30 protein-coding genes are annotated in these 25,929 nt (G+C 69.4%); 15 read left to right on the plus strand and 15 right to left on the minus strand.

Annotated elements, in window-relative coordinates; translation table 11 throughout:
• Nucleotides 1-59 precede the first annotated feature (59 nt).
• The 3 genes from PotMrB4_RS13220 to katE all read left to right on the plus strand — a co-directional run bounded on the left by PotMrB4_RS13220 (nucleotide 60) and on the right by katE (nucleotide 4,783).
• Nucleotides 60-2,270, plus strand: coding sequence for an ankyrin repeat domain-containing protein (locus PotMrB4_RS13220; RefSeq protein WP_172433540.1), 2,211 nt, complete (start codon nucleotides 60-62; stop codon nucleotides 2,268-2,270).
• Nucleotides 2,271-2,382: 112 nt separating this feature from the next.
• Nucleotides 2,383-2,562 carry a con-10 family general stress protein gene (locus PotMrB4_RS13225; protein ID WP_044404703.1) on the plus strand — a complete coding sequence of 60 codons (180 nt, stop codon included), beginning with the start codon at nucleotides 2,383-2,385 and terminating at the stop codon, nucleotides 2,560-2,562.
• An 85-nt stretch (nucleotides 2,563-2,647) separates the two neighbouring features.
• Complete coding sequence (katE, locus tag PotMrB4_RS13230; protein ID WP_172433541.1) at nucleotides 2,648-4,783, plus strand: catalase HPII; 2,136 nt, start codon at nucleotides 2,648-2,650, stop codon at nucleotides 4,781-4,783.
• A 19-nt stretch (nucleotides 4,784-4,802) separates the two neighbouring features.
• Here the strand turns inward: katE and PotMrB4_RS13235 are convergent, their stop codons facing one another.
• Nucleotides 4,803-5,438 carry an NAD(P)-dependent oxidoreductase gene (locus PotMrB4_RS13235; RefSeq protein ID WP_172433542.1) on the minus strand — a complete coding sequence of 212 codons (636 nt, stop codon included), beginning with the start codon at nucleotides 5,436-5,438 and terminating at the stop codon, nucleotides 4,803-4,805.
• Nucleotides 5,439-5,458: 20 nt separating this feature from the next.
• Nucleotides 5,459-5,680: a hypothetical protein gene (locus tag PotMrB4_RS13240; RefSeq protein WP_172433543.1), complete on the minus strand. Its 222-nt coding sequence runs from the start codon at nucleotides 5,678-5,680 to the stop codon at nucleotides 5,459-5,461.
• Between the two features lie 165 nt (nucleotides 5,681-5,845).
• Between PotMrB4_RS13240 and PotMrB4_RS28385 the strand changes: the two genes are divergently transcribed.
• From PotMrB4_RS28385 to PotMrB4_RS13250, 3 genes are read left to right on the plus strand one after another with little or no spacing between them, the layout of a single operon-like run.
• On the plus strand, nucleotides 5,846-5,977 hold the full coding sequence (locus PotMrB4_RS28385) for a PSPA7_2676 family Cys-rich small protein (RefSeq protein WP_142009585.1): 132 nt from the start codon (nucleotides 5,846-5,848) through the stop codon (nucleotides 5,975-5,977).
• Between the two features lie 11 nt (nucleotides 5,978-5,988).
• A complete protein-coding gene (locus tag PotMrB4_RS13245) occupies nucleotides 5,989-6,477 on the plus strand; it encodes an MgtC/SapB family protein (protein ID WP_172433544.1) in 489 nt (162 codons plus the stop codon).
• Nucleotides 6,478-6,490: 13 nt separating this feature from the next.
• Nucleotides 6,491-6,733 carry a hypothetical protein gene (locus tag PotMrB4_RS13250; RefSeq protein ID WP_172433545.1) on the plus strand — a complete coding sequence of 81 codons (243 nt, stop codon included), beginning with the start codon at nucleotides 6,491-6,493 and terminating at the stop codon, nucleotides 6,731-6,733.
• On the opposite strand, the gene PotMrB4_RS13255 is transcribed toward PotMrB4_RS13250, so the two are convergent.
• From PotMrB4_RS13255 to soxR, 3 genes are all read right to left on the minus strand, one after another.
• On the minus strand, nucleotides 6,723-7,634 hold the full coding sequence (locus PotMrB4_RS13255; protein ID WP_172433546.1) for an alpha/beta hydrolase: 912 nt from the start codon (nucleotides 7,632-7,634) through the stop codon (nucleotides 6,723-6,725). The two genes, PotMrB4_RS13250 and PotMrB4_RS13255, sit on opposite strands and share 11 nt — an antisense overlap.
• A 209-nt stretch (nucleotides 7,635-7,843) precedes the next feature.
• A complete protein-coding gene (locus PotMrB4_RS13260) occupies nucleotides 7,844-8,224 on the minus strand; it encodes a hypothetical protein (protein WP_172433547.1) in 381 nt (126 codons plus the stop codon).
• Between the two features lie 139 nt (nucleotides 8,225-8,363).
• Nucleotides 8,364-8,840, minus strand: coding sequence for a redox-sensitive transcriptional activator SoxR (gene soxR, locus PotMrB4_RS13265; RefSeq protein WP_172433548.1), 477 nt, complete (start codon nucleotides 8,838-8,840; stop codon nucleotides 8,364-8,366).
• Between the two features lie 87 nt (nucleotides 8,841-8,927).
• Between soxR and PotMrB4_RS13270 the strand changes: the two genes are divergently transcribed.
• Complete coding sequence (locus PotMrB4_RS13270; protein WP_107331016.1) at nucleotides 8,928-9,218, plus strand: hypothetical protein; 291 nt, start codon at nucleotides 8,928-8,930, stop codon at nucleotides 9,216-9,218.
• 13 nt (nucleotides 9,219-9,231) lie between these two features.
• Here PotMrB4_RS13270 and PotMrB4_RS13275 read toward each other — a convergent pair whose 3' ends face one another.
• The 5 genes from PotMrB4_RS13275 to PotMrB4_RS13295 form a co-directional block, all read right to left on the minus strand.
• A complete protein-coding gene (locus PotMrB4_RS13275; RefSeq protein WP_044404673.1) occupies nucleotides 9,232-9,666 on the minus strand; it encodes a CopD family copper resistance protein in 435 nt (144 codons plus the stop codon).
• A gap of 66 nt (nucleotides 9,667-9,732) precedes the next feature.
• The gene (locus PotMrB4_RS13280) at nucleotides 9,733-10,425 is read right to left on the minus strand and encodes an amino acid ABC transporter permease (protein WP_044404670.1); all 693 of its coding nucleotides are present in this window, start codon (nucleotides 10,423-10,425) and stop codon (nucleotides 9,733-9,735) included.
• Entirely contained in the window at nucleotides 10,425-11,153 is a 729-nt protein-coding gene (locus PotMrB4_RS13285) for an amino acid ABC transporter permease (RefSeq protein WP_107331015.1), read from the minus strand. Before PotMrB4_RS13285 ends, PotMrB4_RS13280 begins: the two co-directional genes overlap by 1 nt.
• A gap of 70 nt (nucleotides 11,154-11,223) precedes the next feature.
• A complete protein-coding gene (locus PotMrB4_RS13290) occupies nucleotides 11,224-12,030 on the minus strand; it encodes an ABC transporter substrate-binding protein (protein WP_107331014.1) in 807 nt (268 codons plus the stop codon).
• A gap of 169 nt (nucleotides 12,031-12,199) precedes the next feature.
• The gene (locus PotMrB4_RS13295) at nucleotides 12,200-12,844 is read right to left on the minus strand and encodes a glutathione S-transferase (RefSeq protein ID WP_172433549.1); all 645 of its coding nucleotides are present in this window, start codon (nucleotides 12,842-12,844) and stop codon (nucleotides 12,200-12,202) included.
• A gap of 96 nt (nucleotides 12,845-12,940) precedes the next feature.
• Here PotMrB4_RS13295 and PotMrB4_RS13300 point away from each other — a divergent pair, with 96 nt between their 5' ends.
• Together PotMrB4_RS13300 and PotMrB4_RS13305 are read left to right on the plus strand one after the other, a co-directional pair.
• Nucleotides 12,941-13,819: a LysR substrate-binding domain-containing protein gene (locus PotMrB4_RS13300; RefSeq protein ID WP_172433550.1), complete on the plus strand. Its 879-nt coding sequence runs from the start codon at nucleotides 12,941-12,943 to the stop codon at nucleotides 13,817-13,819.
• A gap of 80 nt (nucleotides 13,820-13,899) precedes the next feature.
• Nucleotides 13,900-14,229 (plus strand): hypothetical protein, encoded by a 330-nt coding sequence (locus tag PotMrB4_RS13305; protein WP_142009566.1) that lies wholly within the window; start codon nucleotides 13,900-13,902, stop codon nucleotides 14,227-14,229.
• A 78-nt stretch (nucleotides 14,230-14,307) separates the two neighbouring features.
• Here the strand turns inward: PotMrB4_RS13305 and PotMrB4_RS13310 are convergent, their stop codons facing one another.
• Nucleotides 14,308-15,753 carry a SulP family inorganic anion transporter gene (locus tag PotMrB4_RS13310; protein WP_172433551.1) on the minus strand — a complete coding sequence of 482 codons (1,446 nt, stop codon included), beginning with the start codon at nucleotides 15,751-15,753 and terminating at the stop codon, nucleotides 14,308-14,310.
• A 96-nt stretch (nucleotides 15,754-15,849) separates the two neighbouring features.
• Complete coding sequence (locus tag PotMrB4_RS13315; RefSeq protein WP_142009561.1) at nucleotides 15,850-16,722, minus strand: LysR family transcriptional regulator; 873 nt, start codon at nucleotides 16,720-16,722, stop codon at nucleotides 15,850-15,852.
• 133 nt (nucleotides 16,723-16,855) lie between these two features.
• Between PotMrB4_RS13315 and PotMrB4_RS13320 the strand changes: the two genes are divergently transcribed.
• The 4 genes from PotMrB4_RS13320 to PotMrB4_RS13335 all read left to right on the plus strand — a co-directional run bounded on the left by PotMrB4_RS13320 (nucleotide 16,856) and on the right by PotMrB4_RS13335 (nucleotide 20,286).
• The gene (locus PotMrB4_RS13320) at nucleotides 16,856-17,977 is read left to right on the plus strand and encodes a muconate cycloisomerase family protein (protein WP_044407723.1); all 1,122 of its coding nucleotides are present in this window, start codon (nucleotides 16,856-16,858) and stop codon (nucleotides 17,975-17,977) included.
• 18 nt (nucleotides 17,978-17,995) lie between these two features.
• Nucleotides 17,996-18,286, plus strand: a complete 291-nt coding sequence (catC, locus tag PotMrB4_RS13325) for a muconolactone Delta-isomerase (RefSeq protein ID WP_074971140.1) — start codon at nucleotides 17,996-17,998, stop codon at nucleotides 18,284-18,286.
• 39 nt (nucleotides 18,287-18,325) lie between these two features.
• The gene (catA, locus tag PotMrB4_RS13330) at nucleotides 18,326-19,261 is read left to right on the plus strand and encodes a catechol 1,2-dioxygenase (RefSeq protein ID WP_160481082.1); all 936 of its coding nucleotides are present in this window, start codon (nucleotides 18,326-18,328) and stop codon (nucleotides 19,259-19,261) included.
• A 116-nt stretch (nucleotides 19,262-19,377) separates the two neighbouring features.
• Complete coding sequence (locus PotMrB4_RS13335) at nucleotides 19,378-20,286, plus strand: LysR family transcriptional regulator (RefSeq protein ID WP_172433552.1); 909 nt, start codon at nucleotides 19,378-19,380, stop codon at nucleotides 20,284-20,286.
• A 6-nt stretch (nucleotides 20,287-20,292) separates the two neighbouring features.
• Here PotMrB4_RS13335 and PotMrB4_RS13340 read toward each other — a convergent pair whose 3' ends face one another.
• Nucleotides 20,293-21,726 carry an MFS transporter gene (locus tag PotMrB4_RS13340; RefSeq protein WP_172433553.1) on the minus strand — a complete coding sequence of 478 codons (1,434 nt, stop codon included), beginning with the start codon at nucleotides 21,724-21,726 and terminating at the stop codon, nucleotides 20,293-20,295.
• A gap of 105 nt (nucleotides 21,727-21,831) precedes the next feature.
• Here PotMrB4_RS13340 and PotMrB4_RS13345 point away from each other — a divergent pair, with 105 nt between their 5' ends.
• Together PotMrB4_RS13345 and PotMrB4_RS13350 are read left to right on the plus strand one after the other, a co-directional pair.
• Nucleotides 21,832-22,647 carry an AraC family transcriptional regulator gene (locus tag PotMrB4_RS13345; RefSeq protein ID WP_044407703.1) on the plus strand — a complete coding sequence of 272 codons (816 nt, stop codon included), beginning with the start codon at nucleotides 21,832-21,834 and terminating at the stop codon, nucleotides 22,645-22,647.
• A 90-nt stretch (nucleotides 22,648-22,737) separates the two neighbouring features.
• Nucleotides 22,738-23,886 carry a DUF1624 domain-containing protein gene (locus PotMrB4_RS13350; protein ID WP_172433554.1) on the plus strand — a complete coding sequence of 383 codons (1,149 nt, stop codon included), beginning with the start codon at nucleotides 22,738-22,740 and terminating at the stop codon, nucleotides 23,884-23,886.
• Here the strand turns inward: PotMrB4_RS13350 and PotMrB4_RS13355 are convergent.
• A complete protein-coding gene (locus tag PotMrB4_RS13355) occupies nucleotides 23,883-25,538 on the minus strand; it encodes a phosphoethanolamine transferase (protein WP_172433555.1) in 1,656 nt (551 codons plus the stop codon). The genes PotMrB4_RS13350 and PotMrB4_RS13355 overlap by 4 nt on opposite strands.
• On the minus strand, nucleotides 25,538-25,804 hold the full coding sequence (locus tag PotMrB4_RS13360) for a PepSY domain-containing protein (protein WP_160481078.1): 267 nt from the start codon (nucleotides 25,802-25,804) through the stop codon (nucleotides 25,538-25,540). Before PotMrB4_RS13360 ends, PotMrB4_RS13355 begins: the two co-directional genes overlap by 1 nt.
• Nucleotides 25,805-25,929 lie beyond the last annotated feature (125 nt).

The following is a 25,929-nucleotide window of genomic DNA, read 5'->3' on the forward strand; positions in this document are numbered from 1 at the left end:
ACGCCGATTTTCCGGACGCCACCGGGAAGGCCCTGCGCCCTCCCTCAAGGATGAAGACCATGCCCCTGATCGCTTCCCGTACTGCCCGCTGCCTGTCGACGCTGTTGCTGCTGAGCGTGACGCCCGCCACCTGGGCCACCACAGCCGGGCAGGCGGGGACCAACGCCTCGGCGAAGGCCTGGTTCACCCCGCAACGGGTGGCCGGGGACGGCGCCTTCTGCGACGAGGTGCTGCAGGCGGCCAGGGCACACTTCCTCACCCGCAAGCGCTGGGCGGCGTTCGTGCTGCCCGGTATGCAGCTTGTCGAACTGCGTGGCGCCGAGGCCGGCCAGGGGCCGGTCTACTTCGATTTGCTGACCCACCCGGGCTGTGGCGGTGCCTGCGAGCGTTACCAGGTGATCGCCAGCCGCACGCCGGGGCAGGACCGCGAGACGCTGGAGCAGCTGGCAAAAGGGCTGCCCGGCCCGGCGGTCGACGTGGAGCTGTTCAAGGACCGGGACGACCGCTACGTCAGCATCGGCAGCGGCATCGACGGCCAGCCGGACCGGCTGGAGGTCAGCCGCCTCAACGACGACCTGACCTGGACCACCTGCCGGATCAGCACCGGGCCGGATGAGGCGCAGGTCGCCCAGAGCATCCCCGCAGCGGTGCGCTCGGCAGTGGAGGCGATGGAGCGGGCTGCGGCGCGGGTCCGGCAGGACGCCGGCTGGATGTGCGGCAGCGCGCGCACCCACGCCCGTTGGGAAACGGCCATGCATGACGCGTTGCAGGCGGTCCATTACCGTCCGTGGGCGGTGTTCGAGCGCGTCGATGACCCCACCGGCACCTACGACCAGGACCTGCAGGGCCTGCAGCGCTGGGCCGACAAGGGTGTGTTCGAGCGCAAGGCCTACGAGGCGTTCGTCCAGCAGATGGAGCGCAGCCAGGCGACTGTCGCCACCTTCTTCGCCCAGCGTTACGGCCTGGCCAAGGCGCAGGCGGCCGCCCTGTCACGGCAGGCGCTGCAGAACGCTGTCAGCGAGGGCATCCGCTTCTACCAGTACGCGCCCTACCCGAAGGACGAGGCCGCCCTGCGTGACGCCATCCTCGCCCACCGGCCGATGGCCGAGATCCGCGCGCTGCCGGGCAAGGTAGATGACCTGGCGGTGGCCATCGACTACCCCGAGGCCCTGGCCTACCTGATCGAGCAGGGTGCCGACGTCAACCAGGCGAACGCCTTCGGCAAGACGCCGCTGATGTACGCCGCCCAGTACAACCAGGTGCAGAGCGCTCGCACCCTGCTGGACAAGGGAGCCTACCCCGACGCGACCACCCTGATTCCCGTGGATGGCTGCAGCTACAGCCTGCGAACCACCAACATGACAGCGCTGCACTACGCCGCGCGCTATGCCGGCCCGGAGCTGGTGAAGCTGCTGCTGGACAGAGGCGCCGAGCCCGCCATCAAGGCCCGCTGGGACGGCGAGCCGGGGCGCGCGCCCCTGGATTGGCTGCAGCAGTACACCGCGCCAGGTGCCGCCGAGCGCAACCCGAACATCGCCGACGAGCAGGTGGCCGGGGTGGCGGCGCTGCTGCAACCGGCGTCGGCCCCGGTGTTGCAGGCCCGCGCCCAGCGGCTGGTGCTGGAGGGCGAGAAGGCCTACCAGGCCGGCGACCTGAAGCGCGCGCTGCAAGCGCTCGACCTGGCGATCAACCTGCAGCCCGGTCATGAGCGGGCGCTGGCCGACCTGTCCCTGGTGGCGCTGCGGGACGGGGATTACGGCCTTTCCCTGCAGGCCGGGCAGGCCCTGATCGACGGCAGCCGCGATGCCCGCCTGGTGGCCAATGCCTGGCACAACCAGGCCCTGGCCTGCGAGAAGGCCGGCTCGACCCGCTACAACGACCGGCTCTACTGCAACGCGGGGCCGCTGTACGCCCGCTACCAGGCCTGGCGTGCAGACCCCAGCGCGCAACGCGCGGCCAACCTGGTCGGGCACGCCGTCCCCGAAGGCGGCGGTTATACGGTTGCCTCGCTGGTCTACGACGACGTGCAGCTGGATGTGATCAAGGGCAGCGGGCCGATCTTCGATGGCCGCGAATACCTCTACCTGGCCCACCCGTCACGCATCGTCATCCACACCGAGCGCCTTGGCTGGAAGGCCGCCTCGGGCACGCAGGCGCCGCCGCCGGTGGTGGAAGAGGCGAGGGTGCTCGACGGGAGCCAGACCCTCACCGTCCTGCGCTGCGACCAGGGCTGCGAACTGAAAGGGCTGCAGGTGCTGCCCGCGCCCTGAGCCCGCTCCGCCTGGCAAAAAGTTAGAACCTCTCGCCGTCCCGGTCCTCAGACGTTCTAGGCGTCATCGACGCCGGACCCGAATGGACCCACAGACAAGAGAGGACCGTGCAATGGCTCAACATCGAGGTGGCAAAGGCAACTTCGCGGAAGACCCCCAGCGTGCATCCGAGGCCGGCAAGAAAGGCGGGCAGGTGAGCGGGGGAAACTTCCGCAACGACCCGGAACGGGCATCGGCCGCCGGCCGCAAGGGCGGGCAACGCAGCCACGCCCGGCGCACCAGCGAGGACTGAGCGCCACCGGGCCGGCGGCAGTTGCCGCCGGCCCGGTCATCCACCTGCCGCCCAGCGGCCCCATTGCCCAGCCGAGGACACCCCGATGACCGACAAGAAAGGCGCCGGCAGCGATCTCGCCGGTACCGACACCGAAGACCGCCGCAACACCAGCCGCAAGATCAAGCAGCTCGAGGCCTACCGCGAGGACGCCACCGGCGAGGCCCTGACCACCAACACCAGCACCCGCATCGCCGACAACCAGAACAGCCTGCGCGCCGGCGAGCGTGGCCCGTCGCTGCTGGAGGACTTCATCCTGCGGGAGAAGATCACCCACTTCGACCATGAGCGCATTCCCGAGCGCATCGTCCATGCCCGGGGCGCGGCCGCCCACGGCTACTTCCAGGTCTACGAATCGCTGGCCGAGTACACCAAGGCGGACTTCCTCAACGACCCGTCCAAGCGCACCCCGGTGTTCGTGCGCTTCTCCACCGTGCAGGGGCCGCGCGGCTCCGCCGATACCGTGCGTGACGTGCGCGGCTTCGCGGTGAAGTTCTACACCGACGAGGGCAACTTCGACCTGGTGGGCAACAACATGCCGGTGTTCTTCATCCAGGACGCGATCAAGTTCCCCGACTTCGTCCACGCCGTGAAGCCCGAGCCGCACAATGAGATCCCCACCGGCGCCTCCGCCCACGACACCTTCTGGGACTTCGTCTCGCTGGTGCCGGAGTCGGCGCACATGGTGCTCTGGACCATGTCCGACCGCGCCATTCCGGTGGGCTACCGGGCCATGCAGGGCTTCGGCGTGCACACCTTCCGCCTGGTCAATGCCGATGGCCGTTCGACCCTGGTGAAGTTCCACTGGCGGCCGGTGTCCGGCGTGCGCTCCCTGGTCTGGGATGAGGCGCAGAAGCTGGCCGGCAAGGACCCGGACTTCCACCGGCGCATGCTCTGGGAAGACATCGAGCGCGGCGACTACCCGGAGTGGGAACTGGGCCTGCAGCTGATCCCGGAGGATGAGGAGCACGCCTTCGACTTCGACCTGCTCGACCCCACCAAGCTGGTGCCCGAGGAAATCGTCCCGGTGAAGGTGGTGGGGCGCCTGGTGCTGGACCGCAACCCGGACAACTTCTTCGCCGAGACCGAGCAGGCCGCCTTCCACCCCGGCCACCTGGTGCCCGGCATCGACTTCAGCAACGACCCGCTGCTGCAGGGCCGGCTGTTCTCCTACACCGACACCCAGCTGTCGCGGCTGGGCGGGCCGAACTTCAACGAGCTGCCGATCAACCGGCCGTTGTGTCCGTTCCACAACAACCAGCGCGACGGCATGCACCGGCAGACCATCAACAAGGGGCGTGCCGCCTACGAGCCCAACTCCATCGACGGTGGCTGGCCGAAGGAGACACCGCCGGCCGCGCGCAACGGTGGTTTCAGCAGCTATCACGAGCCGGTTTCCGGCACCAAGCTGCGCAAGCGCGCGGACTCCTTCGGCGATCACTTCTCCCAGGCCCGGCTGTTCTACCGCAGCATGAGCGAGGTGGAGCGCGGGCACATCGTCGCTGCCTACAGCTTCGAGCTGGGCAAGGTGGAGCGCGTGGCCATCCGCGAGCGGCAGGTGAACGAGATCCTCGCCAACATCGACCTCGACCTGGCGCGTCAGGTGGCCGAGAACCTCGGCATCACGCCACCCGGCGGGCCCACCGTGGCGGTGACGGATGGCAGTCTGCAGCAGTCGCCGGCCCTCAGCCAGATGAACCTGCTGCCGGGCAACATCCGCTCCTGCAAGGTGGCCATCCTGCTGGCCGACGGCGCCTGCGGGCGTGACGTGGAAACGCTGAGGGACGCACTGGAGCAGGCCGGGGCGAGCGCCAAGCTGCTGGCCCCCAGCTCGGCCCCGGTGGTGTCCGCCGAGGGCCAGAAGCTGCAGCCGGACGCGACCTTCGCCGGCTTGCCCTCCATCGCCTTCGACGCGGTGTTCGTCCCCGGCGGCGTGGCGGCGGCCAAGGCGTTGAGCCGCAACGGCGAGGCGCTGCACTACCTGCTGGAGGCCTACAAGCACCTCAAGGCCATTGCCCTCTGCGGAGAGGCGGGGGACCTGGCCAGCCAGCTCTACCTGGAAGAGGACGACGGCTTGCTGAGCGGGCCCGATGCCAACGCGGTGCGCCAGGCCTTCTTCGAGGCCATCGCCCGGCACCGGGTCTGGGCCCGCGAGCCCAAGGCCGCCATCGTCCCGGCCTGAACCGGCGGACGCCAGCGGCTCAGCCGCTGGCGTCCACCTTCACCCGCTGGCGCACGTGGGCGGCGAGGCGGCATTCGTCCAGCAGCGCCCGGGCCTGGGTGAGCAGGGCCGCTACCCGGGGTTCCTCGTGGCCTTCGCGAAAGTCCGCCAGGGTCAGGTACTGGCCGGGCGTTTCCGCTCCGGCGGGCGCATCGGCCAGGGTCCAGGCCAGCGGGCTGTCCACCAGGCGCTGCTGGAGCTGTTGGCCAGGCTGGGCCGGGTGGCCGCTGTCGGTGTCCATCCAGCCGAAGTCGGCGATCACCATCAGGCGCTTGACCCGCGCCACCGCCAGGCCGTCGAGCAGTGCGCCGATGGCGATGAAGGCCTGGTCGAAGGCGCCGTCGCTGCGCATGGCCCGCCCCGGTGCCGGGGGCACGCCCGGCAGGTAGCAGAGCACCGCATCCATGCCCGCCACGGCCTGGCTCGCTGCCAGGGCGTCGTCCAGCGCACCCGTCTTGGTACGCAGGCCGGGGCGGCTGTCCAGTGCGTTGAGATCGTCCACCAGGGCCGTCACTTCCCATTGGCGGGACAGGGCCTCCACCAGCAGGGCGCTGCCGAGGCTGCTGCGGGCGCCGAACAGCGCCAGCTTGTAGGTCGGGGTTTCCAGGTTGTGCATGGGGGCCTCGGGCGGCTGCGTCAGGGTTGCTGGTAATGGCCGGGCGTGGTGCCGGGCTCCTTGGCATGGAGGATGGGGGTGACCTGGATGTCGCTGAGGCGCGACGGGTCGTCGATGCCACGCAGGGTCTGCACCTGCAGGTGGGCCTGCTCCGGCGTGAGGTGGGCGTGGGTGGACTCCACCTCCACGGAACCGGGCTGGTTGTCGTGGATGTAGCTCACCAGGAAGCGGTGTCGGCTCATGGTCGTCTCCTCGGGGTGGTTCACCCTCTAGACCACCCGGCCCTTGGAGCGAGTTCAGCTTTCCGGCTGGGCGGCACGGCGCTGAAAAACCTCAAACCAACTCGCTGCCACCGCATCAAAGTTTCTGACAGGACCCGTCCGGCCCGTTGGCCGAAGGAGGACGCAATGACCCTGTTGTGTCTGTTGGGTGGCTGCAGCTGGGCCACCGGAACCGAAGTGACCATGGGCCGCGAGGCGATGCTGTGCCAGGTGTGCAGCCGCTGCGGTGCCTGCCGCTACCTGCCCCTGGCGCCCTGAGGCGATAGCGGGTGAGCGCCTGGGAGCGTGTGCTGGAGACCCTGGCCGAGGAGTTCGCCGACCTGGAGGACCCGGCCCGGGCCACCCGCGTGGTGCTGCGGCTGTTCCTGGCTGCGCTGCTGGGCGGCCTGCTGGGCTTCGAGCGGGAGCAGCACGGCAAGGCCGCCGGGGTGCGGACCCACATGCTGGTGGCGCTGGGGGCGGCGTTGTTCGTCCTGGTGCCGCAGATGGCGGGGGCCGAGCACGACGCCATGAGCCGGGTGATCCAAGGGCTGACGGCGGGCATCGGCTTTCTCTGCGCCGGCACCATTCTCAAGCGCGACCGCATGGACGAAGTGAAGGGGCTGACCACGGCCGCCGGCCTCTGGTCCACCACCGCCATCGGCGTCACCGTGGGCCTCGGCTACGAAGCCACCGCCTTGCTGGCCGCCCTGGTGGTGCTGGCCATCCTCAACCTGTTGCCGCACTTGCTGGGTCGCTTCGACCGGCCACATCGCTGACTCCGGAGACCGCATGTTCCGCAATTTTTCCCACTGCATCGCCTGGACCGACGCCATGCCAAGCGGCAGCGGCTATGTCGGCCTGATCGAGTACCAGCCGAGCCGCGAGGATGCGCAGGTGCAGGTGCTCTGGGTGTACACCCCCGGCTGCACCTGCGCCCGGGAGGCCGAAGCCGCGGCCGACCACATGCTCCGCGCCATCGGCGAGATCACCCCGGAGGGGCGGGTGATCTACCGCGATGGGGTCAGTCTCTAGCGCCGTGCTGGTGCAGGTGGCGGACGATGGCGTCCCGTGCGGTCCGCGCTTCCGGAATCGGCAGGATGGGCCAGACGTGGATCAACCCGTCGCCCACCTGCAGGTTCACCGAGGCGCCGGCATGGCGGGCCTTCTCGGCGAACAGCAGGGCGTCCGGGCAGGCGATGTCCCGGCTGCCGACGAACAGCAGCAGGGGCGGCAGACCGGCGAGGTCGGCATGCAGCGGGCTGACCAGGGGATGGTCGACTCCGGCCGCACCCGCGTAGAGGCGTCCGGCTTCGCGCAGGCCGTCCACGGCGAGCATCGGGTCCAGCGGCTCCACGCGCGGGATGTCGGGGTGGGTCATTGCCACGTCCACCCAGGGGCAGTTGAGCACCAGGCTGTCGGGTCGCCGCATGCCATGGCGCGGCAGCTCCTGCCAGAGCGCCAGGGCCAAGCCGCCGCCGGCGGAATCCCCCATCAGGGCCAACGGCCCGCGCCCAGCCTCCTCGCAGGCCTGGCGGTAGACGGCGGCCACCGCCGCCACGCTTTGCAGGCAGCAGGCTTCCGGTGCGAGGGGGTAGAAGGGCACCAGCAGCGTGAAGCCGGACGCCTCAACCAGTGCCTGCAGAAAGCGCCAGTGATGCGAGGTGATTGGCCGGACATAGGCGCCGCCGTGCAGGTACAGCAGCGTGCCGCTCTGCGGGCGTGGCGACTTCGGCGCCAGCCGATAGACCTCTAGCCGATTGCAATAGAGCGACTGCACGTCCAGCGCGCGCCGCATGCGCGATGACGGACGTGCCGGCCCCGCCCGGCGCACCGCCTCGATGCCTTGCCGTACGGCTTCGGCAGAACCGTAGATGCGCTTGCGGCGAAGCAGGCGGAGCAGGCCGGTGATCAGGCGGCTCTGGAGGCTGGGCATGGCGGTGTTCCTTGGGGCTGCACAGGCATTACGGTTTGTCTATGAGGGATTCAACTACTTATTGATTGGGTGGAGGCTTCCGGCTGAAACCTGTTAGAGCTGAGAAGCACGAATTGAGGGCAGAATCTCGAATCTTCTAGACATCCAATGCATAAGCCGGCCCAGTAGTCCGGGTTATGCATTGGGTAAGTGGGAACTGGAAGAGGGTCTTAACGGCGGCGATAGAGCGCGATATCTGCTCGGAAATTACTGCCGTCAGGACTTCTGACGATAGTGTCCACAGTGTCGTTGAACACTTCCGAATACTTGCCTTGAAGATACGGGTATGCATTTTTCATTAGGGTGCCTTGCCTATCCGTAGAACGAACTCGAACCCCAAGGATGTAAGGCACCTCATCTTCAACTGCTTTGGTGATGTCGTTGGCGCCATTGTGGTTCTGGTAAGACACCAGGCGAACCGGTAAATCCGGTGAGAAACCATCGACCAAAGGTTGAAGTATCTCGATATCGGCCTGGTAGTTATCGCCGTCAATGATGGCGCCGTTTAGCAATTCGTCGCGGATCGTTTCGAACAGTTGTTGTGCCGGCATGGGAAGACTCCTGTCAGTATCCGTAGCGTGGAAATTACCGCCCCCGGATTCTAGGCACAGAAATGGATGCTGGCGAAGTGCCGCTTCTGAGCGTTTTTCATGATGGTTCGTGCGTTCCCTGGGGGCTTGTGAATCCAGCTTAAGCGTCTGGCTTCGAACCGTCCTCCAGCAGCACCGGCCCGCTGCCGAACTCGGCCAGGGCGTCGCCGGGGTTGCGCAGGGGGCAGGTCTCCATGCTCAGGCAGCCACAGCCGATGCAGCCGTTGAGCTGGTCGCGCAGAGCGGTGAGGCGCTGGATGCGCTGGTCCAACTCGTGGCGCCAGCGTTCGGATAGGGCATGCCAGTCGGCGGCGGTGGGGGTGCGGCCTTCGGGCAGGGCGCCTATGGCTTCGGCCACTTCCGCCAGGGGCACGCCCAGGCGTTGCGCCACCTTGATGATCGCCACCCGGCGCAGCACGTCGCGGGCGTAGCGGCGCTGGTTGCCGGCGTTGCGGGTGCTGCGGATCAGCCCCTTGGCTTCGTAGAAATGCAGGGTGGAAACCGGTACGCCGCTGCGTTCGGCGACCTGGCCGACGGTGAGGGGCTTGTGGACGTTGGCGGGTGTGACGGCGGGCATCGTGCTGGGCTCTTGACCTCAAGTTAAGTTGAGGTTTTACCCTCGGCGCCGTTCATGCACAAGATCGGTCCGCAGAGGAGTCGGGACATGCAGCACGCAGAGGAAATCCACACCGCCATCCGGTTCGCCTTCGATCCCGAGCGCCGCCAGGCGCTGCTGGAGGGGCTGGCACCGCGCCTGGCCGCCTGCCTGGCGTCGCACCAAGGGTTGCTGGAAAGCTCCCTGGAGGTCGGCACCGACGGCGACTGGCTGGTCCAGCGCAGCCGCTGGCGCTCGCCGCAGGCCGCTCACCAGGCCCTGGGGGACGGCTCCTGCGGTGCGCAGCTGCTGGGCGAGGCCATCTGGCGCTACGGCGCTCGCTCGGTGTGGTTCGAGTAGGGCACGCCGGCCGTCAGAGCAGGAACATGCCCTTGGCGAGGAACAGGATGGCGAGCATCTGCAGCAGCACGCTGCGGTGGATCAGGCGGGAGCGGGCGGGCGTCATGCGGCCGCTGCGCATCAGCAGGACCACCAGCAGGAAGTGGCCGAGGATGCTCAGCGCCAGGCTGATCTTCAGCACCAGCAGGGTGCCGAAGTGGCTGGCGAAGGGCGCCGCCAGCACCGCGCGGTAGTGCCAGGCGAGGCCCAGCCCGGCGCCGTAGAGTGCCAGCACCACCCAGTGCATCACCTGCCGGGCGCGCTTGCCGAGGGCCTGGGACAGGCGGCTGCGGGCGTCTTCGTCCAGCACCGGTGTGGCGCGGCTGAGGATCATCACCTCGAAGAACACCCCGCCGATGAAGAACGCCGCAGCGGTGATGTGCACGAACTTGAGCAGCAGGTAGGTCATGGCGGGTCCTCGGGCGGCAGGGTGGGCGGATCATGACGGCTCGCCAGGGCAGTGCCATGACCCGCGTCAACGCGCCTGCCGGGGGCCGCCGCCGTAGCGCGCCAGCGCACCGGCCGCCAGGTCCAGGCTGGTGCACAGGACGAAGTAGAGCAGGGCGACGAAGAGGAAGATCTCCGTGGGGTGCACCATCACCCGGTTGCTCACCTGGGTGGCCACGAACGACAGCTCGCCGACGCCGATGACATAGGCCAGGGAGGTGTCCTTGATCAGCGAGACCCACTGGTTGAGGAACGACGGCAGCATGATCGGCAGGGCCTGGGGCAGGATCACCCAGCGCAGCACCTGCCAGGGGCGCATGCCCAGGGCGCGCGCCGCGTGCCATTGGCCCTCCGGCAGGCTGAGGATGCCGGCGCTGACCGAGTGGGCCAGGTAGGCCCCGCCGATCAGCGAGAGGGCGCAGACCACCGTGGCCAGGGCAGGCACGTCCACGTGGAAGACGATGGGCAGCAGGAAGTAGGTCCAGAACACCAGCATCAGCACCGGGATCGCCCGGAAGAAGCCCAGCACGCCCACCAGCAGCAGGCGCCAGCGGCCCTTCGACAAGGCCAGTGCGATGCCCAGCACCAGGCCGATCAGCGCCGACGCCAGGGCCGAGCACAGGGCCAGCACCAGCGTCAGCGCGGCGCCGCCCAGCGGGCCTTCGGGCCAGGGGCCCAGCAGCAGGTAGTCGAGGTTGTCGAGGATGACCGAGACGTCCATCAGGCGGCTCCCTGGCGGTAGCGCCGGCTGTGTTGCACCACCTGGCCGAGGGCTTCCATCAGCGCGATGGTGCCGATGTACAGCAGGGTGGCGAGGCCGAAGGCCTGGAAGGTCTTGAAGGTTTCCGTCTCGACCTGGCGCGAGGCGTAGGACAGCTCGGCCAGGCCGATGGCCATGGTCAGCGAGGAGTTCTTCAGCGCGTTCATGTACTGCCCCAGCAGCGGGGCGAAGGCCGTGCGCAGCGCCTGGGGCAGCAGCACCACGCGCCACACCTGGCCAGGCGTCATGCCCAGCGCCAGGCCGGCCTCGCGCTGCTGCGGGCGTACCGAGGCGATGCCGGCGCGGAACTCCTCGGCGACGAAGGCCGTGGTGTACAGCGTCAGGCCCCAGGCCCCGGCGAGGAACTCGAACGACGGCCAGGCCAGCACCAGCGGCCCGATGGCCAGTTCGTGCGGGCTGTTGAGCCAGAACACCAGCGCTTCCGGCAACAGCGCCGGCACGCCGAAGTACCAGAAGAACAGCTGCACCAGCAGGGGCGTATTGCGAAAGGCGGTCAGGAAGGCCTGTGCCGGCCAGGACAACAGGCGCGAGGGCGCCAGGCGGGCGATGGCCAGGGGCGCGCCGAGCAGGGTGGCCAGCAGGCAGCACAGGGCGGAAAGACCGAGGGTCAGCAGGAAGCCGTCCAGCAGCCATTGCAGGTAGAGCGGGGCGAGGAGGTCGCCGAACATGGTTGGATTTCCGGAGCAGGGGCATCAACGACTGCGCCCCACCGAAGCGGGGCGCAGGGAGAGAGGGCGATCAGCTCTTGTCGCCGATCCGGTAGAGGCGAGCCAGGGGCGTCGGCGTGCTCGGGCCGAACCAGGCGTCGTAGATCTTCTGGGCGTCGCCGCTGGTTTCCAGCTCGCGCAGCGACTGGTCGACGAACTCGGTCAGGGCGGCCTCGCCCTTGGGAATGCCGACGCCGATCAGGTCGTTGGAGATGGTGAAGGGCGGTACCTCGTACTTGTCCTTGTCCGGCACGTTGGCCAGCAGGCCAATCAGTTTGGGGCCGTCCTGGGTGATGGCCTGCACCTGGCCGTTGCGCAGGGCGGTGAAGGCGAAGGGGGTGTCGTCGTAGGCGATAACCTTGGCGCCGGGGAATTTCTCCCGCAGGACGCCTTCGTTGACCGTGCCCTTGTCCACGCCCACGCGCCATTTGTTCAGCTGCTCCGGCTCGGTCAGGGTGCCCTTGCGCACGATGAACTGCTGGCCGGAGGCGAAGTAGGGAATGCTGAAGTTCACCTGCTGGGCCCGCTCGGGGGTGATGGTGAAGTTGGCCAGCACCAGGTCCACCTTGTTGGCGGTCAGCAGCGGAATGCGGTTGGCCGGGTTGGTGGGCAGCAGCTCCAGCTTCACGCCCAGCTTGCCGGCCAGGGCCTTGGCGTAGTCGACGTCGAGGCCGGCCAGTTGTTTGGTCTGCGGGTCGACGAAGCCGAAGGGCGGGTTGCTGTCGAAGGCGGCGACCCGGAGGACGCCGGCCTTGCGGATGTCTTCGAGGCGATCGGCATGGGCCAGGCCGGACAGTACGGCCAGGGCGAGGGCGGTGACGGCAGTGAGTTTCTTCATGAAATGACAGCTCCTGGATGGGCCCTGTCGATTCGCAGGGCACCGTATGCGGGGATGGCGGGCGCCCTGGGTGAGGGCGCCCGCCGCTGCCGGAGGGTGGCTCCAGGCGAAGCGGAGTGTGTCAGGGGCGGGCAGGGGCTGAAAAAGAATGAATCGGTCTATCTAATAGCTAAATGGAATAATCTGGCTCTGATTGAGTCCGAATTGGAATTTGCGTGGGCGCTGCTGTTTCGAGCGGATAGCGCCGGAACAGCGCGCTGTCGTTGAGCGCGCGCGCCTCGTGGCTCCAGCCTGGGTAGTCCGCCGGGTCGACCAGGTCCGCTGCCACATGCTGGATGAAGGCCCAGGCGACGGCGCTGCTGATCGCTGCCTGGTCGAGGGTGTCCTCCTCGGCGCGGGCGCTGGCCTCCAGCCCGGCACAGGCAGCACGCAGCTGCAGGCTCACGCGCTCCAGCCAGGGGCCATGCTGCTTGGCTTCCGGCCGCAAGCGGCGTTCATACACCACCTGCACGGCCTTTTCGCAGGCCACCAGCGCCAGCCCTGTCCGGGCCAGGACACGGTGCCGATCCGTGGGAGGAAGCAGCGGGCGCGGCGCCTGTGCCTCGAAGTGGTCGAGGATCAGGTTCGAGTCCATCAGCACCGTGCCATCGTCCAGCACCAGGGTCGGTGCCTTCACTACCGGATTGACCCGGGCGAAGGCCTCGAAGTCGCTGAATACCGACAGCGGATGGTGCTCGAAGGGGACGCCGTAGCAATCGAGGCTGATGGCGACGCGGCGTACATAGGGCGAGTCGAGCATGCCGTAGAGCTTCATGGGGGGATCTCCTGTTGCGTAGTGCTGCTTACGCTAAAGCGTGAAAGGCGCGAATAAAATCGCTATTTTCTCGGCTTTTCCGTTAGGTGCGCTTACATGTCTGACCTTCCACCTCTGCCGGCGCTGCGCAGCTTCGAAGCCGTGGCCCGGCTCGGCAGCGTGACCCGCGCAGCCCGCGAACTGCACGTCACCCACTCGGCCGTCAGCCAGCAACTGCGCCAATTGGAGGACGCCCTCGGCGTCGCACTGCTGGTGCGTGAAGGGCGGGGCCTCCGGGTCAGCGAGGCCGGGCGCCTGTATGCCTTGCAGATCCGCCGCACCCTGGTGGAGATGGCCGAGGCGACCCGCCGCGTGAAGGCGCCGCCCCAGGCCGGGACCGTCACGGTCGCCGTGCTGCCGTCGTTCGGACGGGCCTGGCTGGTGCCGCGCCTGCCGGACTTCCAGCGGCGTCACCCCGGCATCCACCTGCGCTTGCTGGCATCCCTGGAGGTGGTCCATCTCGGCGACAGCGCGGCGGACCTGGGCATCCGCATGGGTGATGGGCAGTGGGACGGCGTGGAGGCGCGCCTGCTGCTGCGCGACGAGTGGGTGCCGGTGGCCGCGCCCTTCTTCAACGGCGGGCTATTGCCCCAGGAGCCCGACGCGATCGTCGCGGGCGCCTCGCTGTTCTGCAGCGAATCCTGGCAGGCCTGGTGCCAGCAGGCCGGGGTGGCACCGCCCGCCCGCAGCGGCCTGGAGTGCAACGACTCCAACTTGGTGCTGGAGGCGGCGCGGCTGGGGCAGGGCGTTGCGCTCGAACGACGCAGCCTGGTGCAGGACGCCATCGTCCGGGGCGAACTGGTCCAGCTCGGCAACGTAACGGCGCCTTATCCCTTCCCCTACTGGCTGGTGTGGCCCCGGCAACGCCCCTTGTCGGCGCTGGCGCAGGCCTTCGTCACCTGGCTGCAGGCGCAGGCGGCCGACGGAGCGGCCTGATGCCTGCCGCTGGTCCATCCGGCTGGAAATGGCCCTGCGATGCGGGAATAATGCCGCCCCCTTTTTATTAGGAGAATCAAATGGTTATCCATTTCCTGAGCGGAGAGGGTCAGGGTGCCTGCGGCCGCAGCGATGCCAACCTGAACGCCTCCAACCAGCCGGCCGAGGTCACCTGCAAGACCTGTCGCCGGACCAACGCCTTCACCCAGGCTGAACAGGGCGCCGCGCCCCAGGCCACAGCCGCCCAGGCGCGTGTCACGCCGCCGCGCAGCGAGCCTGTTGCGCGCAAGAGCCCCCAGCAGGCCGCCACCCAGGGCAGCGCCTGGCAGAGCTGGCAGGCCCGCCTGAGCCAGACCCCCGGCAAGCAGCGCCTGCCGCGCTCCCGCCGCCGCGCCCAGGCATTCGTCTAAGGGCTTCCCCACCCTGGCCCGGGCGTTGCCTGGCGGCCGGGGTGGCTATCGATTCGGATCCCCGCCCCGACGGCGCCCTCAGGCCGGCTGTTCCCCTGCGCGCCTGAGCAGGGTGCGGCAGCGCTCGGAGAGGTGCTCCACGCGCAGGTGCTTGCCGGCCTTGGTATAGCGCTCGCGCAGGGTCTTGAGGGCGGCGATGGCGGAGTAGTCGACGAAGCTGAGGTGCCGGCAGTCGAGGGTGACCCGTTCCGGATCGCCGGCCGGGTCGAACTGGTTGAGGAAGGGCGTGGCGGAGGCGAAGAACAGCGTGCCGTGCACCCGGTAGAGCTTGCTGCCGTCGGCTTCGATGTGGCTGTCGGCGTACAGCTCGCGGGCGTGGTGCCAGGCGAAGTTCAGGGCGGCGATGACGATGCCGCAGAGCACGGCGGCGGCCAGGTCGGTGAAGACGGTGATCACGGTGACGGCGACGATCACCAGCACGTCGTTCAGCGGCACCTTGCCGGCCACCCGCAGGGAGCCCCAGGCGAAGGTCTGCTGGGCCACCACGAACATCACCCCGGCCAGCGCCGCCAGCGGGATGCGCTCGATCAGCGGGGACAGGAACAGCACGAACAGCAGGATCATCACCCCGGCCACCACGCCGGACAGCCGCCCCCGGCCACCGGAGCTGAGGTTGATGGCGGTCTGGCCGATCATCGCGCAGCCGCCCATGCCGCCGAACGCGCCGGAGACGATGTTGGCCGCGCCCAGGGCCATGCACTCGCGGTCGGGGAAGCCCCGGCTCTCGGTGATCTCGTCGGTGAGGTTGAGGGTGAGCAGGGTCTCCAGCAGCCCGACCATGGCCATCAGCAGCGCATAGGGCGCGATGATCTGCAGCGTCTCCAGGTTCCAGGGCACCGACGGCAGGGCGAAGCTGGGCAGGCCGCCGGCGATCTGCGCCATGTCCGCGAGGGTGCGGGTGGGCAGGCCCAGCATGTGCACCAGCAGCCCGACACCGAGGATCGCCACCAGCGCCGGTGGCACGGCGCGGGTCAGTCGCGGCAGCAGCCAGACCACCGCCATGGTCAGCCCCACTAGGCCGAGCATGGTGTACAGCGGCATGCCGCTCAGCCAGGCGTCGCCCTGCTTGAAGTGCTCCAGCTGGGCCAGGGCGATGACGATCGCCAGGCCGTTGACGAAGCCCAGCATCACCGGGTGCGGCACCATGCGCACCAGCTTGCCCAGGCGCAACGCCCCGAACAGCAGCATCACCGCCCCGGCCAGCACCGTGGTGGCCAGCAGGTACTGCACGCCGTGCTCCACCACCAGGGCGACGATGACCACCGCCATGGAACCGGCAGCGCCGGAGATCATCCCCGGCCGACCGCCGAACAGGGCGGTGAGGGTGCAGATGATGAAGGCGCCGTACAGCCCCATCAGCGGGTTGAGGTGGGCAACCAGGGCGAAGGCGATGCACTCGGGCACCAGGGCGAAGGCGGTGGTGAGACCGGCCAGGACTTCATGACGCAGGCTGGGTTTCTTCATGGGCTTACCGGGCCAGCGCGCTGCCGGCCCTGTCGGGGATGGGGGAGGGGCGCGCATGGTACGGAAATGCGCCCGGCCCCACCAGCACGGTCCGCCTCAGCGGTTGACCCGCTGGATCAGCTCCAGGCAGCGCTGGACATGGGCGCTGCCGTCCTGGGCGCGGCGGCTGAGGATGATGGGCGAGACCGCCTCCGGCTCCAGCACCTCGGCGTAGTCGATGTCGGCCCGGTGCTGCTGGCGCACCGAGGCCGGCACCAGGGCGACGCCCAGGCCGGCCGCCACCAGGCCGATGGCGGTCTGCAGCTCGTTGGCCCACTGCCCGACGCGCACCGCCAGGCCACGGTTGGCGAACAGCGCCAGCACGTGGTCGGCGTAGCTTGGGCGCGGGTTGGCGGGGTAGAGCACGAAGGGTTCGTCGGCGAGCTGCTGCAGTGACACCGGGCGCCCGAGCAACCGATGGCCGGCAGGCAGCACCGCCACCAGCGGGTCTTCCCGCAGCACCTGCTGGTGGATGGCCGGGTCGTCGAAGCGGATGCGTCCGAAGCCGATGTCGATGCGCCCGCTCTTCAGCGCCTCCACCTGCTGCAGGGTGGTCATTTCCTGCAGGCCCAGCTCCAGGTCCGGGTCCTGGCGCAGTTCGCGGATCAACTCCGGCAGCACCGCATAGAGCGTGGAGGGGGCGAAGCCGATGCCCAGCCACTGGCGCTGCCCCTGGCCGATGCGCCGGGTAGTGTCGCAGAGGGCCTGCACCTGCTGCAGCAGGGCTGCGCTCTGTTCATGGAAGTAGCGACCGGCCTCGGTCAGCCGCAGCGGTCGGCCGCGCTCCAGCAGCGGCGTGCCCAGTTCCTCCTCCAGTTGCTGGATCTGCCGGCTCAGCGGGGGCTGGGCGATGTGCAGGCGCTCGGCCGCGCGGGTGAAATTGAGGGTGTCCGCCACGGCCTGGAAATAGCGCAGGTGCCTGAGTTCCACGATACCTCCCGGGTATTAAAGAAGAGGGAGATGATATTGGACCTGTCGTTCCCGCTGGCGCAATGTTCGGCCACCCAAACCCAGACTTGCAGGGTATCGAGCGAGCCGAACCCTGCGCCACGGAAGCACACCCATGAGCACCCCCCTGATCGAACGGCTGGACACCTGCATCGTCGACCTGCCGACCATCCGCCCCCACAAGCTGGCCATGCACACCCTGCAGCGGCAGACCCTGGTGATCCTGCGCCTGCGCTGCAGCGACGGCGTCGAGGGCATCGGCGAGTCCACCACCATCGGCGGGTTGTCCTACGGCTACGAGAGCCCGGAAGGGATGAAGGCCAACATCGACGCGCACCTGGCCCCGGCACTGATCGGCCAGCCGGCGGACAACATCAACGCCGCCATGCAGCGCCTGGACCGGGTGGCCAAGGGCAACACCTTCGCCAAGTCCGGCATCGAGACGGCCCTGCTGGACGCCCAGGGCAAGCGCCTCGGGCTGCCGGTCAGCGAACTGCTCGGCGGCCGCGTGCGCGAGGGCCTGGAAGTGGCCTGGACGCTGGCCAGCGGCGACACCGGCCGCGACATCGAGGAGGCCGAGCGCATGCTCGACCTGCGCCGCCACCGCCTGTTCAAGCTGAAGATCGGCGCCAACCCCCTGGAGCAGGACCTGGCTCACGCGGTGGCCATCAAGCGCGCCCTGGGCGACCGCGCCAGCGTGCGCGTGGACGTCAACCAGCACTGGGACGAGTCCCAGGCGATCCGCGGTTGCCGGGTGCTCGGCGAGCACGGCATCGACCTCATCGAGCAGCCGATCCCGCGTTACAACCGCAGCGGCCAGGTGCGCCTGAACCGCTCCAGCCCGGCACCGATCATGGCCGACGAGTCCATCGAGAGCGTCGAGGATGCCTTCAGCCTCGCCGCCGAGGGCGCTGCCAGCGTGTTCGCCCTGAAGATCGCCAAGAACGGCGGCCCCCGTGCCGTGCTGCGCACTGCCCAGATCGCCGAGGCGGCGGGCGTGGCGCTCTACGGCGGCACCATGCTCGAAGGCGCCATCGGCACCCTGGCCTCCGCCCACGCCTTCCTCACCCTGCGCCAGCTGACCTGGGGCACCGAGCTGTTCGGGCCGCTGCTGCTGACCGAGGAGATCGTCACCGAGCCCCCCGTCTACCGAGATTTCCAGCTGCAGGTGCCGCGCACCCCCGGCATCGGCCTGACCCTGGACGAGGAGCGCCTGGCGCGCTTCCGCCGTTCCTGACCCCGGAGGACCCCGACCATGCTGTTCCACGTGAAGATGACCGTCCGCCTGCCCGCCGACATGGACCCGGAACGGGCCGCCCGGCTCAAGGCCGACGAGAAGGCCCTGGCCCAGCGCCTGCAGCGCGAGGGCACCTGGCGCCACCTCTGGCGCATTGCCGGGCACTACGCCAACTACAGCGTGTTCGACGTGCCCAGCGTCGAAGCGCTGCACGACACCCTGATGCAACTGCCGCTGTTTCCCTACATGGACATCGAGATCGACGGACTCTGCCGCCACCCCTCGTCGATCCATGATGACGACCGCTGAGCCCCGAACGCCCTGAACAAGAACAATGAGGTGACCCCCATGACCGTGAAGATTTCCCAGACTGCCGAACTCCAGCGTTTCTTCGAGCAGGCGGCCGGTTTCGGCAACGACGCCGGCAACCCGCGCCTCAAGCGCATCGTCCAGCGGGTGCTGGAGGATGGCGCCCGGCTGATCGAAGAGCTGGCCATCACCGATGACGAGTTCTGGAAGGCCGTCGACTACCTCAACCGCCTGGGCGCCCGTGGCGAGGCCGGCCTGCTGGTGGCAGGGCTGGGCCTGGAGCGCTTCCTCGACATGCTGCAGGACGCCCGCGACGCCGAGGCCGGGCGTACCGGCGGCACCCCGCGCACCATCGAAGGCCCGCTCTACGTGGCCGGGGCGCCGCTGAGCGAAGGCTTCGCGCGGCTGGACGACGGCAGCGAAGACGGCGTGGGCATCCCGCTGTTCCTCGAAGGCACGGTGCGCGACACCGACGGACGCCCACTGGCCGGCGCGGTGGTGGACCTGTGGCACGCCAACACCAAGGGCCTGTATTCCTACTTCGACTCCAGCCAGTCCGAGTACAACCTGCGCCGCCGCATCGTCACCGACGCCGAGGGTCGCTACCGCGCCCGCAGCATCATTCCCTCCGGCTATGGCTGCGACCCCCAGGGTCCGACCCAGGAATGCCTCGACGGCCTCGGCCGGCACGGCCAGCGCCCCGCGCACATCCACTTCTTCATCTCGGCCGGCGGCCACCGCCACCTGACCACCCAGATCAACCTCGCCGGCGACCGCTACCTGTGGGACGACTTCGCCTACGCCACCCGCGAAGGCCTGGTGGGCGAGGTGACCCACCTGGCCAGCGGCAGCGCCCACGGCGTGGAAGGCCCCTGCGCCGAGTTGCAGTTCGACTTCGTGCTGCAGCCGGCCAGCCACAACCAGGACGAGCAGCGCAGCCAGCGCCCCCGCGCCCTGCAGGTGCCGGGCGCCTGAGCCTCGGGCACGCCCCGGTCGCGGTGACCGGGGCGTGCCGTCAAGGCACATCCGTGCAAGCCAGGCGGGCGGGGCCATGCTTGAATAGCCCGCTCAGCCACTGCCCGGATGCGCCCATGAACCGCAACGACCTCCGCCGCGTCGACATGAACCTGCTGGTGATCTTCGAAGCCCTGATGCTCGAACCCAACCTCACCCGGGTCGGCGAGAAGCTGTTCCTTTCCCAGTCCACCGTCAGCGCCGCCCTGGCGCGCCTGCGCGATCTGTTCGATGACCCGCTGCTGATCCGCAGCGGCCGGGGCATGGTGCCCACCAGCCGGGCCCAGGAGATCTTCGCCGAGCTGCGCCCGGCCATGGACGTGATCTCCGCTGCCGTTAGCCGGGCCAAGAGCTTCGACCCCGCCACCAGCACCAACGTGTTCCGCCTCGGGCTTTCCGACGACGCCGAGTTCGGCCTGTTCCCCGCGCTGCTCAACGCCCTCCAGGAGGAGGCACCGAACATCGTGGTGGTGGTGCGCCGGGCCAACTTCCTGCTGATGCCGGCGCTGCTCGCCTCGGGGGAGATCACCGTCGGCGTCAGCTACACCACCGACCTGCCGGCCAACGCCAAGCGCCGCAAGCTGCGCGACATCGGCGTCAAGGTGCTGCGCGGCGACGACCGCCCCGGCCCGCTGACCCTGGACGACTATTGCGCCCGCCGCCACGTGATGGTGTCGTTCTCCGGCGACCTCTCCGGCAACATCGACCAGGACCTGGCGCGCATCGGCCGCAACCGCCAGGTGGTGCTCGCGGTGCCTCAGTTCGGCAGCCTGCGGGCGCTGCTGCGGGGCACCGAGATGATCGCCACGGTGCCCGACTACGCCGCCTGCACCCTGGTGGACGACGGCAGCCTGCGCGCCGACGACGCCCCCTTCGAGGTGGACAAGGCCGAGCTGTCCATGGTCTGGAGCGGCGCCCACGACAACGACCCCGCCGAGCGCTGGCTGCGCGAGCGCATCCACCAGTTCATGTCCCGCGAACTCTGAGCCGGCTCAGCCCGCGCGACGCAGGCCCAGGGCGAGGAGGGCGGTCAGCAGGCTGACCCCGGCGATGGCGACGAAGGCTGCGTGGTAGCCCGCCAGGGTCGCCGCCCCGGCATCCAGCCCGGCGGCCAGTGCCTGGGCGCTGGTGTGATGGGCCAGGCTGACGAACACCGCGATCCCCAGTGCGCCGCCCAGCTGCCGCGAGGTGTTGAGCAGGCCGGAGGCCAGCGCCGTGTCCGCCGGGGCGATCCCGGCGATGGCTGCGTGCACCGCCGTGGCCAGCATCAGTCCGACCCCGGTGCCCAGCAGCAGGGTCGGGCCCGCCACATGGCGCAGCAGGTCCACCTCCTTCGGCAGCCAGGCCAGCCCGAGAAAGCCCAGCGCCGCCAGCACCCCACCGAGGCTGGGCAGGTGGCGTATCCCCCGTGCGGCGAGCCAGCGGGCACCCAGGGCCGCGCTGGCGATGGCCAGGCAGGTCGGCAGCATGGCAAGGCCGGTGTCGCGGGCGCCCAGGCCGGCCACCTCGTGCAGCGCCAGGGCCAGGAAATACAGCGATGCGGTGAGGGTCGCGCCCAGGCTCAGCAGCAACAGGTTGCCCAGCGCCACGTTGCGCTGGCGGAACAGGCCCAGGCGCACCAGCGGCTCGCGCACCCGCGCTTCGATGATCAGGAAGGCCACGCCCAGCAGCGCCGCCAGGCCCAGCGCCAGCTGCACCCTCGGCGCGCCCCAGCCCAGCCCGACGCTGCTCACCAGGGCGTAGACCAGGGCGCTGGCGGCGCCGGTGGCGGTCAGCGCACCGCCCACGTCCAGCGGCTTGGGATTCGTCGGCACGCCGGGCGCCAGGGTGCTTGAGGCGAGCACGAACAGGCCGAGGCCCAGGGGCACGTTGACGAACATCACCCAGCGCCAGCTGGCGTAGGCGGTGAGCAGGCCACCCAGCAGCACGCCGAAGGCCGCCGCCAGCGAGCCGGAGGCGGTCCACAGGGCGATGGCGCGATCCCGCCCGGCGCCTGGCCCGTGAGCGCCGACGATCACCGCCAGGGTCGAGGTGGCCAGCACCGCCGCGCCCGCACCCTGGAAGGCCCGCGCCGCCACCAGCAGCGCCGAGCCCTGGGCCAGGCCGCCGACCAGGCTGGCCAGGCTGAACAGCGCCAGGCCGGCGCGCAGCACCCGGCGCCGGCCGAGGCGGTCGGCCAGCCGTGCGGCCAGCAGCATCAGCCCGCCCAGTGCTACCAGGTAGGCATCCACCACCCACTGGCGACTGCCCGCGTCCAGCCCCAGGTCCCGGGCCATGGAAGGGAGCGCGACGTTCACGATGGCGCCGTCCATCACCACCATGAAGGAGGCCAGGCAGGCGATCAGGGTGGCGAGCCAGAGGGGCGCGCCGGGGTTGAGCAGGGCCGTGGGCGCGGGCGCCCGCTGGCCGGTGGCGAGGGTGTTCATCGGCATCTCCTGATGAGTCCGGGAATCCGGGGTTCGCCATCAGGATCGGGGCGAGGGCGCTTGTTCCGATAACCGCATCCGGACAAGCTATGTTGCAAACCTGCCATGCCGGAGATCGCCACCATCACTGAAGCCGACCTGACGGACCTGCTCGGCGGTCCGCTGCTCATCGCCCTGCGCGGCGGCCACGAGCCCGACCACGTCTTCCGCCTGGGCAACAAGGAAACCGACTGGCACCGCCACCGGCGCGGGCAGCTCACCTGCGTCGAGACCGGCCTGGTGCACGTGCGCACCGCCCAGGGCTCCTGGGTGCTGCCGCCGTACCGCGCCGCCTGGATGCCGCCAGGGGTGCCCCACTGGGCGAGCCTGAGCGGCGTGCTGTCCGGGTGGAGCGTGCTGATCGAACCCTCGGCCTGCGCGCGGCTGCCGGCCCATCCCCAGGTGATGGGCGTGGGCGAGGTGATGCGCGCGTTGGTCAGCCGCGCGGCCAGCTGGAACCCCCGCGAGGCGCTGACCCCCGAGCGCGAGCGTCTGGTGCAGGTGCTGCTGGACGAGATCGTCGCCGCGCCCACCGAGCCGCTCCACCTGCCGATGCCCACCGACCGCCGGGTGCTGCCCATCGCCCGCGGGCTGCTGGCCAACCTGGCGGACACCCGCAGCCTGGAGGCCTGGGCCGAAACCGCCGGGCTGTCGCCGCGCACCGCCCGGCGCCTGTTCATCGCCGAGACCGGCATGGCCTTCGCCGAGTGGCGGCAGCAGGCGCGGCTGGTGCACGCCCTGGAGCGCCTGGCCCAGGGCGACCCGGTGGCGGTGGTGGCCGATGCCCTGGGCTACGCCTCGCCGAGCAACTTCATCGCCATGTTCCGCAAGGCCTTCGGGCAGACACCGGCGCGCTATTTCGTCGAACGGCCGGACGGCTGAAGGCCGGGCAGATGTGGATGGGATGAGTTCTCGCTTGGCACGGATTGCGCCGAAACGTAATCTTATTACGTTTCAAAACAGAGCCCGCCCATGCCCCTCACGCCCCAGACCCGCCTGCAATCCATCGACGCCCTGCGGGGCCTCGTCATCCTCTTCATGTTGCTGGACCACGTCCGCGAGACCTTCTACCTGCACCACCAGGTGGGGGACCCGATGGACGTGGCCAGCACCGATCCGGCGCTGTTCCTCTGCCGCACCCTGGCGCACCTCTGCGCCCCGGTGTTCATCCTGCTGACCGGGTTGTCCGCCTACCTGTACGGCGAGAAGCACGACGGGCGCGCAGCGGTGTCGGCCTTCCTGTTCAAGCGCGGGCTGTTCCTGGTGGTGCTGGAGCTCACCCTGGTCAACTTCGCCTGGACCTTCCAGTGGCCGCCCAGCGTGATGTACCTGCAGGTGATCTGGGCCATCGGCCTGAGCATGCTGGCGCTCTCCGCGCTGGTCTGGCTGCCGCGCCCGGCGCTGGTGGCCCTCGGTCTGCTGCTGGTGGCTGGGCACAACCTGCTGGATGGCGTGCATGCCGAGCCTGGCACCTGGGCGCACATCCCCTGGGCGGTGCTGCATGACCGGGGCTGGATCGAGCTGGGCGAAGGCCTGCGCCTGCGCACCTCCTACCCGGTGCTGCCGTGGATCGGCGTGATCGCCCTGGGCTATGCCCTGGGGCCCTGGTTCGGCCGGGGCAGCCAGGCGGAGACGCGCCGGCACCGGCTGTGGGTGACCGGCGCGGCGTGCCTGCTGCTCTTCGTGCTGCTGCGTCTGGTGAACGGCTACGGCGAACGGCCCTGGGTGCCGGGCGCCGACCTGACCCACACACTGATGGCCTTCTTCAACATCACCAAGTACCCGCCGTCGCTGCTGTTCCTGGCCCTCACCCTGGGGCTCGGCCTTTGGCTGCTGCGGGCCTTCGAGCGCATCGGTCAGGCGCGCCTGGTGCCGCTGCTGGCCACCTTCGGCGCCGCGCCGATGTTCTTCTACCTGCTGCACCTCTACGTGCTGAAGCTGCTCTACCTGGCGTGCCTGGCCATCTTCGGCGCCAACCAGGGCACGCTGTTCGGCTTCGACGGCATCTGGGCGCTGTGGCTGGCCAGTGCGGTGCTGGCTGTGGCGCTGTTCCCGCCGGTGCGCGCCTTCGCCCGGTTGAAGGCGCGGCGGCGTGACCTTGCCTGGCTGAAGTACTTCTAGCCAGGCGAGCAGGCGCCTTCGTCGGGGCGTTTCAGCAGCAGGCTGAGCTGCTTCGGCGGCTGGTGCACCAGGCCGTCGTCCGACTCGCAGACGCGCTGGATGAAGTTGTCGGTGAACAGCAGCTTGCCGTGCACGAAGTGCTCGCCGGGCCGCAGGTTGGGGTTGTCGATCCGGGTGCCGAGGCGCGCCGCCAGCCAGGTGCCGGCTTCGTAGTGGCTGATCCAGCGTTCGCTGGCCAGCTGCTGCAGCGGTGCCTCTGGCGCTTCGCGGGCGATGACGATCACCGGCACGTCGCTGACCTCCGGCACCAGGTCGTTGTGGCCCCAGTGGCCGTCCTCGCCCAGGCGCTGGCCGTGGTCACCGGTGATCACCAGGTAGCGCTCGCCTTCGAGCCGGTCGAACGCCTCCAGCACCTCGCCCAATAGCTCGTCCAGGTAGTGGATGGCGTTGTCGTAGGCGTTGGCCTGGTCGGCGGCGCTTTGGTCCGGCCAGGGTGCGACGCGGGCCTCGTGGCGGTAGTTGTTTGCGTAGGGCAGGTGCGCGGTGCGCAGGTTGAGTACCACGAAGTTGCGCGGCCCCCAGTGCTGCTGGGCCAGCAGCTCGAGCAGGGTGCGGTCCTGGCGCTGGAGGAAGCGCAGCGGGTGGTCCTCGCGGGTGATCGACACGTCCAGGTAGCGGCTGCCCAGGTGCGCCAGCAGCTTGGACTCCTGGGACGAGATCCAGTGGGTGCGGAAGCCGGCTTCTTGGGCGAAGCGGAACAGGTTGACCTGGCCGGTGCGCAGCAGCGGGTCCTGGCCGGGTTCGCGGATGGGGTTGAGCAGGTACGGCAGGCTCACGTCGGTGGCCACGCCGGCCGCCACGCCAGGGCGCAGCAAGGCGTCGGGGTGGTCGCGCAGGTAGGCCTGCAGGCGCGGGGTGGTGTCGCGGTCGTAGCCGAACACGCCGAGCCGGTCGCTGCGCAGGGAGTCCGCCACCACCAGCCACACATGCCTGGCGCCGCTGGGCACGGCGCTCAGGCCGTAGGGCTGGAAGGGCGCCGGGGGCAGTTGCGCGTCCTCACGCAGGGCCAGGCGCACCGCCCAGGCGGAGAAGGCGTTCAGGCTGTTGTGCAGGCCGCTGCGGGCCGGGCTGGGGACGAAGGCGTCGAGGTTGCGGTAGGTGGCGCGGTAGGGCTTGGACAGCAGCACCACGGCGATCAGCAGCAGCGCCCAGCGGCTCGAAGGCAGGCCCAGGGCCGGGCGCACCTTGAGGTGCAGGAGTAGCAGCGCCGTGTAGGGCAGGCCGACGCACAACAGCACCGTCCAGTGCTGGGTGAAGCTGTACAGCGCGGTGTCGCGCACCTCGGCCGAGTCGTTGAGCAGGGCCTGGATGTCGATGGCGCTCAGCGGTTCGCCGAAGAAGCTGATGTTGGCCAGCTGCATCACCTGCATCAGCGCGAACAGCAGCAGGATGCCCGCCACCAGCAGCCGTTGGCCGCAGAGCCAGAGGGCGGCGCTGAACAGCCAGAGCACCGCCACGTAGCCCAGCTCCAGCTCGGCCCGGTTGCTGGGGGTGAACTGCTGCTGGAGGACGTCATCCGCCAGCAGCAGGCTGCAGCTCAGGGTGGCGAGCGCCGGCAGGGCCAGCCAGCGGCGCGTCGTCGGGCTGAGCATCAGTCTTCGACCTCGGTCTTCACGGCCTTGCCGCTCACCGGGTCGTGGTAGATCTCCACCTTGCGGCGGTCCTTGTCGTAGCCGTAGATCTCGTAGCAGTTGCCGTCGGTGACCTTGAACTTGCGGATCTCGTAGCCCTGCTCGCGCAGGCCGGCCTGGAAGCGCTCCGGGTCCTGCCAGGTACTGCGCTCGGCTTCGGTGCAGGTGGGGCCGGCAACGGCACTGGCGCTGGCCAGCAACAGGGTGGGAAGCAGCAGGTATCGCATGGGTGGGGCTCCTTTTCAGTGAGGGGCCCACCTTGTGGCGCGAAGCTTAACGAAGGCTTAGGGGGTAATGGCGCGTTACATTTGCCGGCTTTCCAAGCCGCAGCGAATTCCCATCATGACCGCCA

Origin of the sequence: Metapseudomonas otitidis (genome assembly GCF_011397855.1) — a bacterium.
Classification (GTDB): Bacteria; Pseudomonadota; Gammaproteobacteria; order Pseudomonadales; family Pseudomonadaceae; genus Metapseudomonas; species Metapseudomonas otitidis.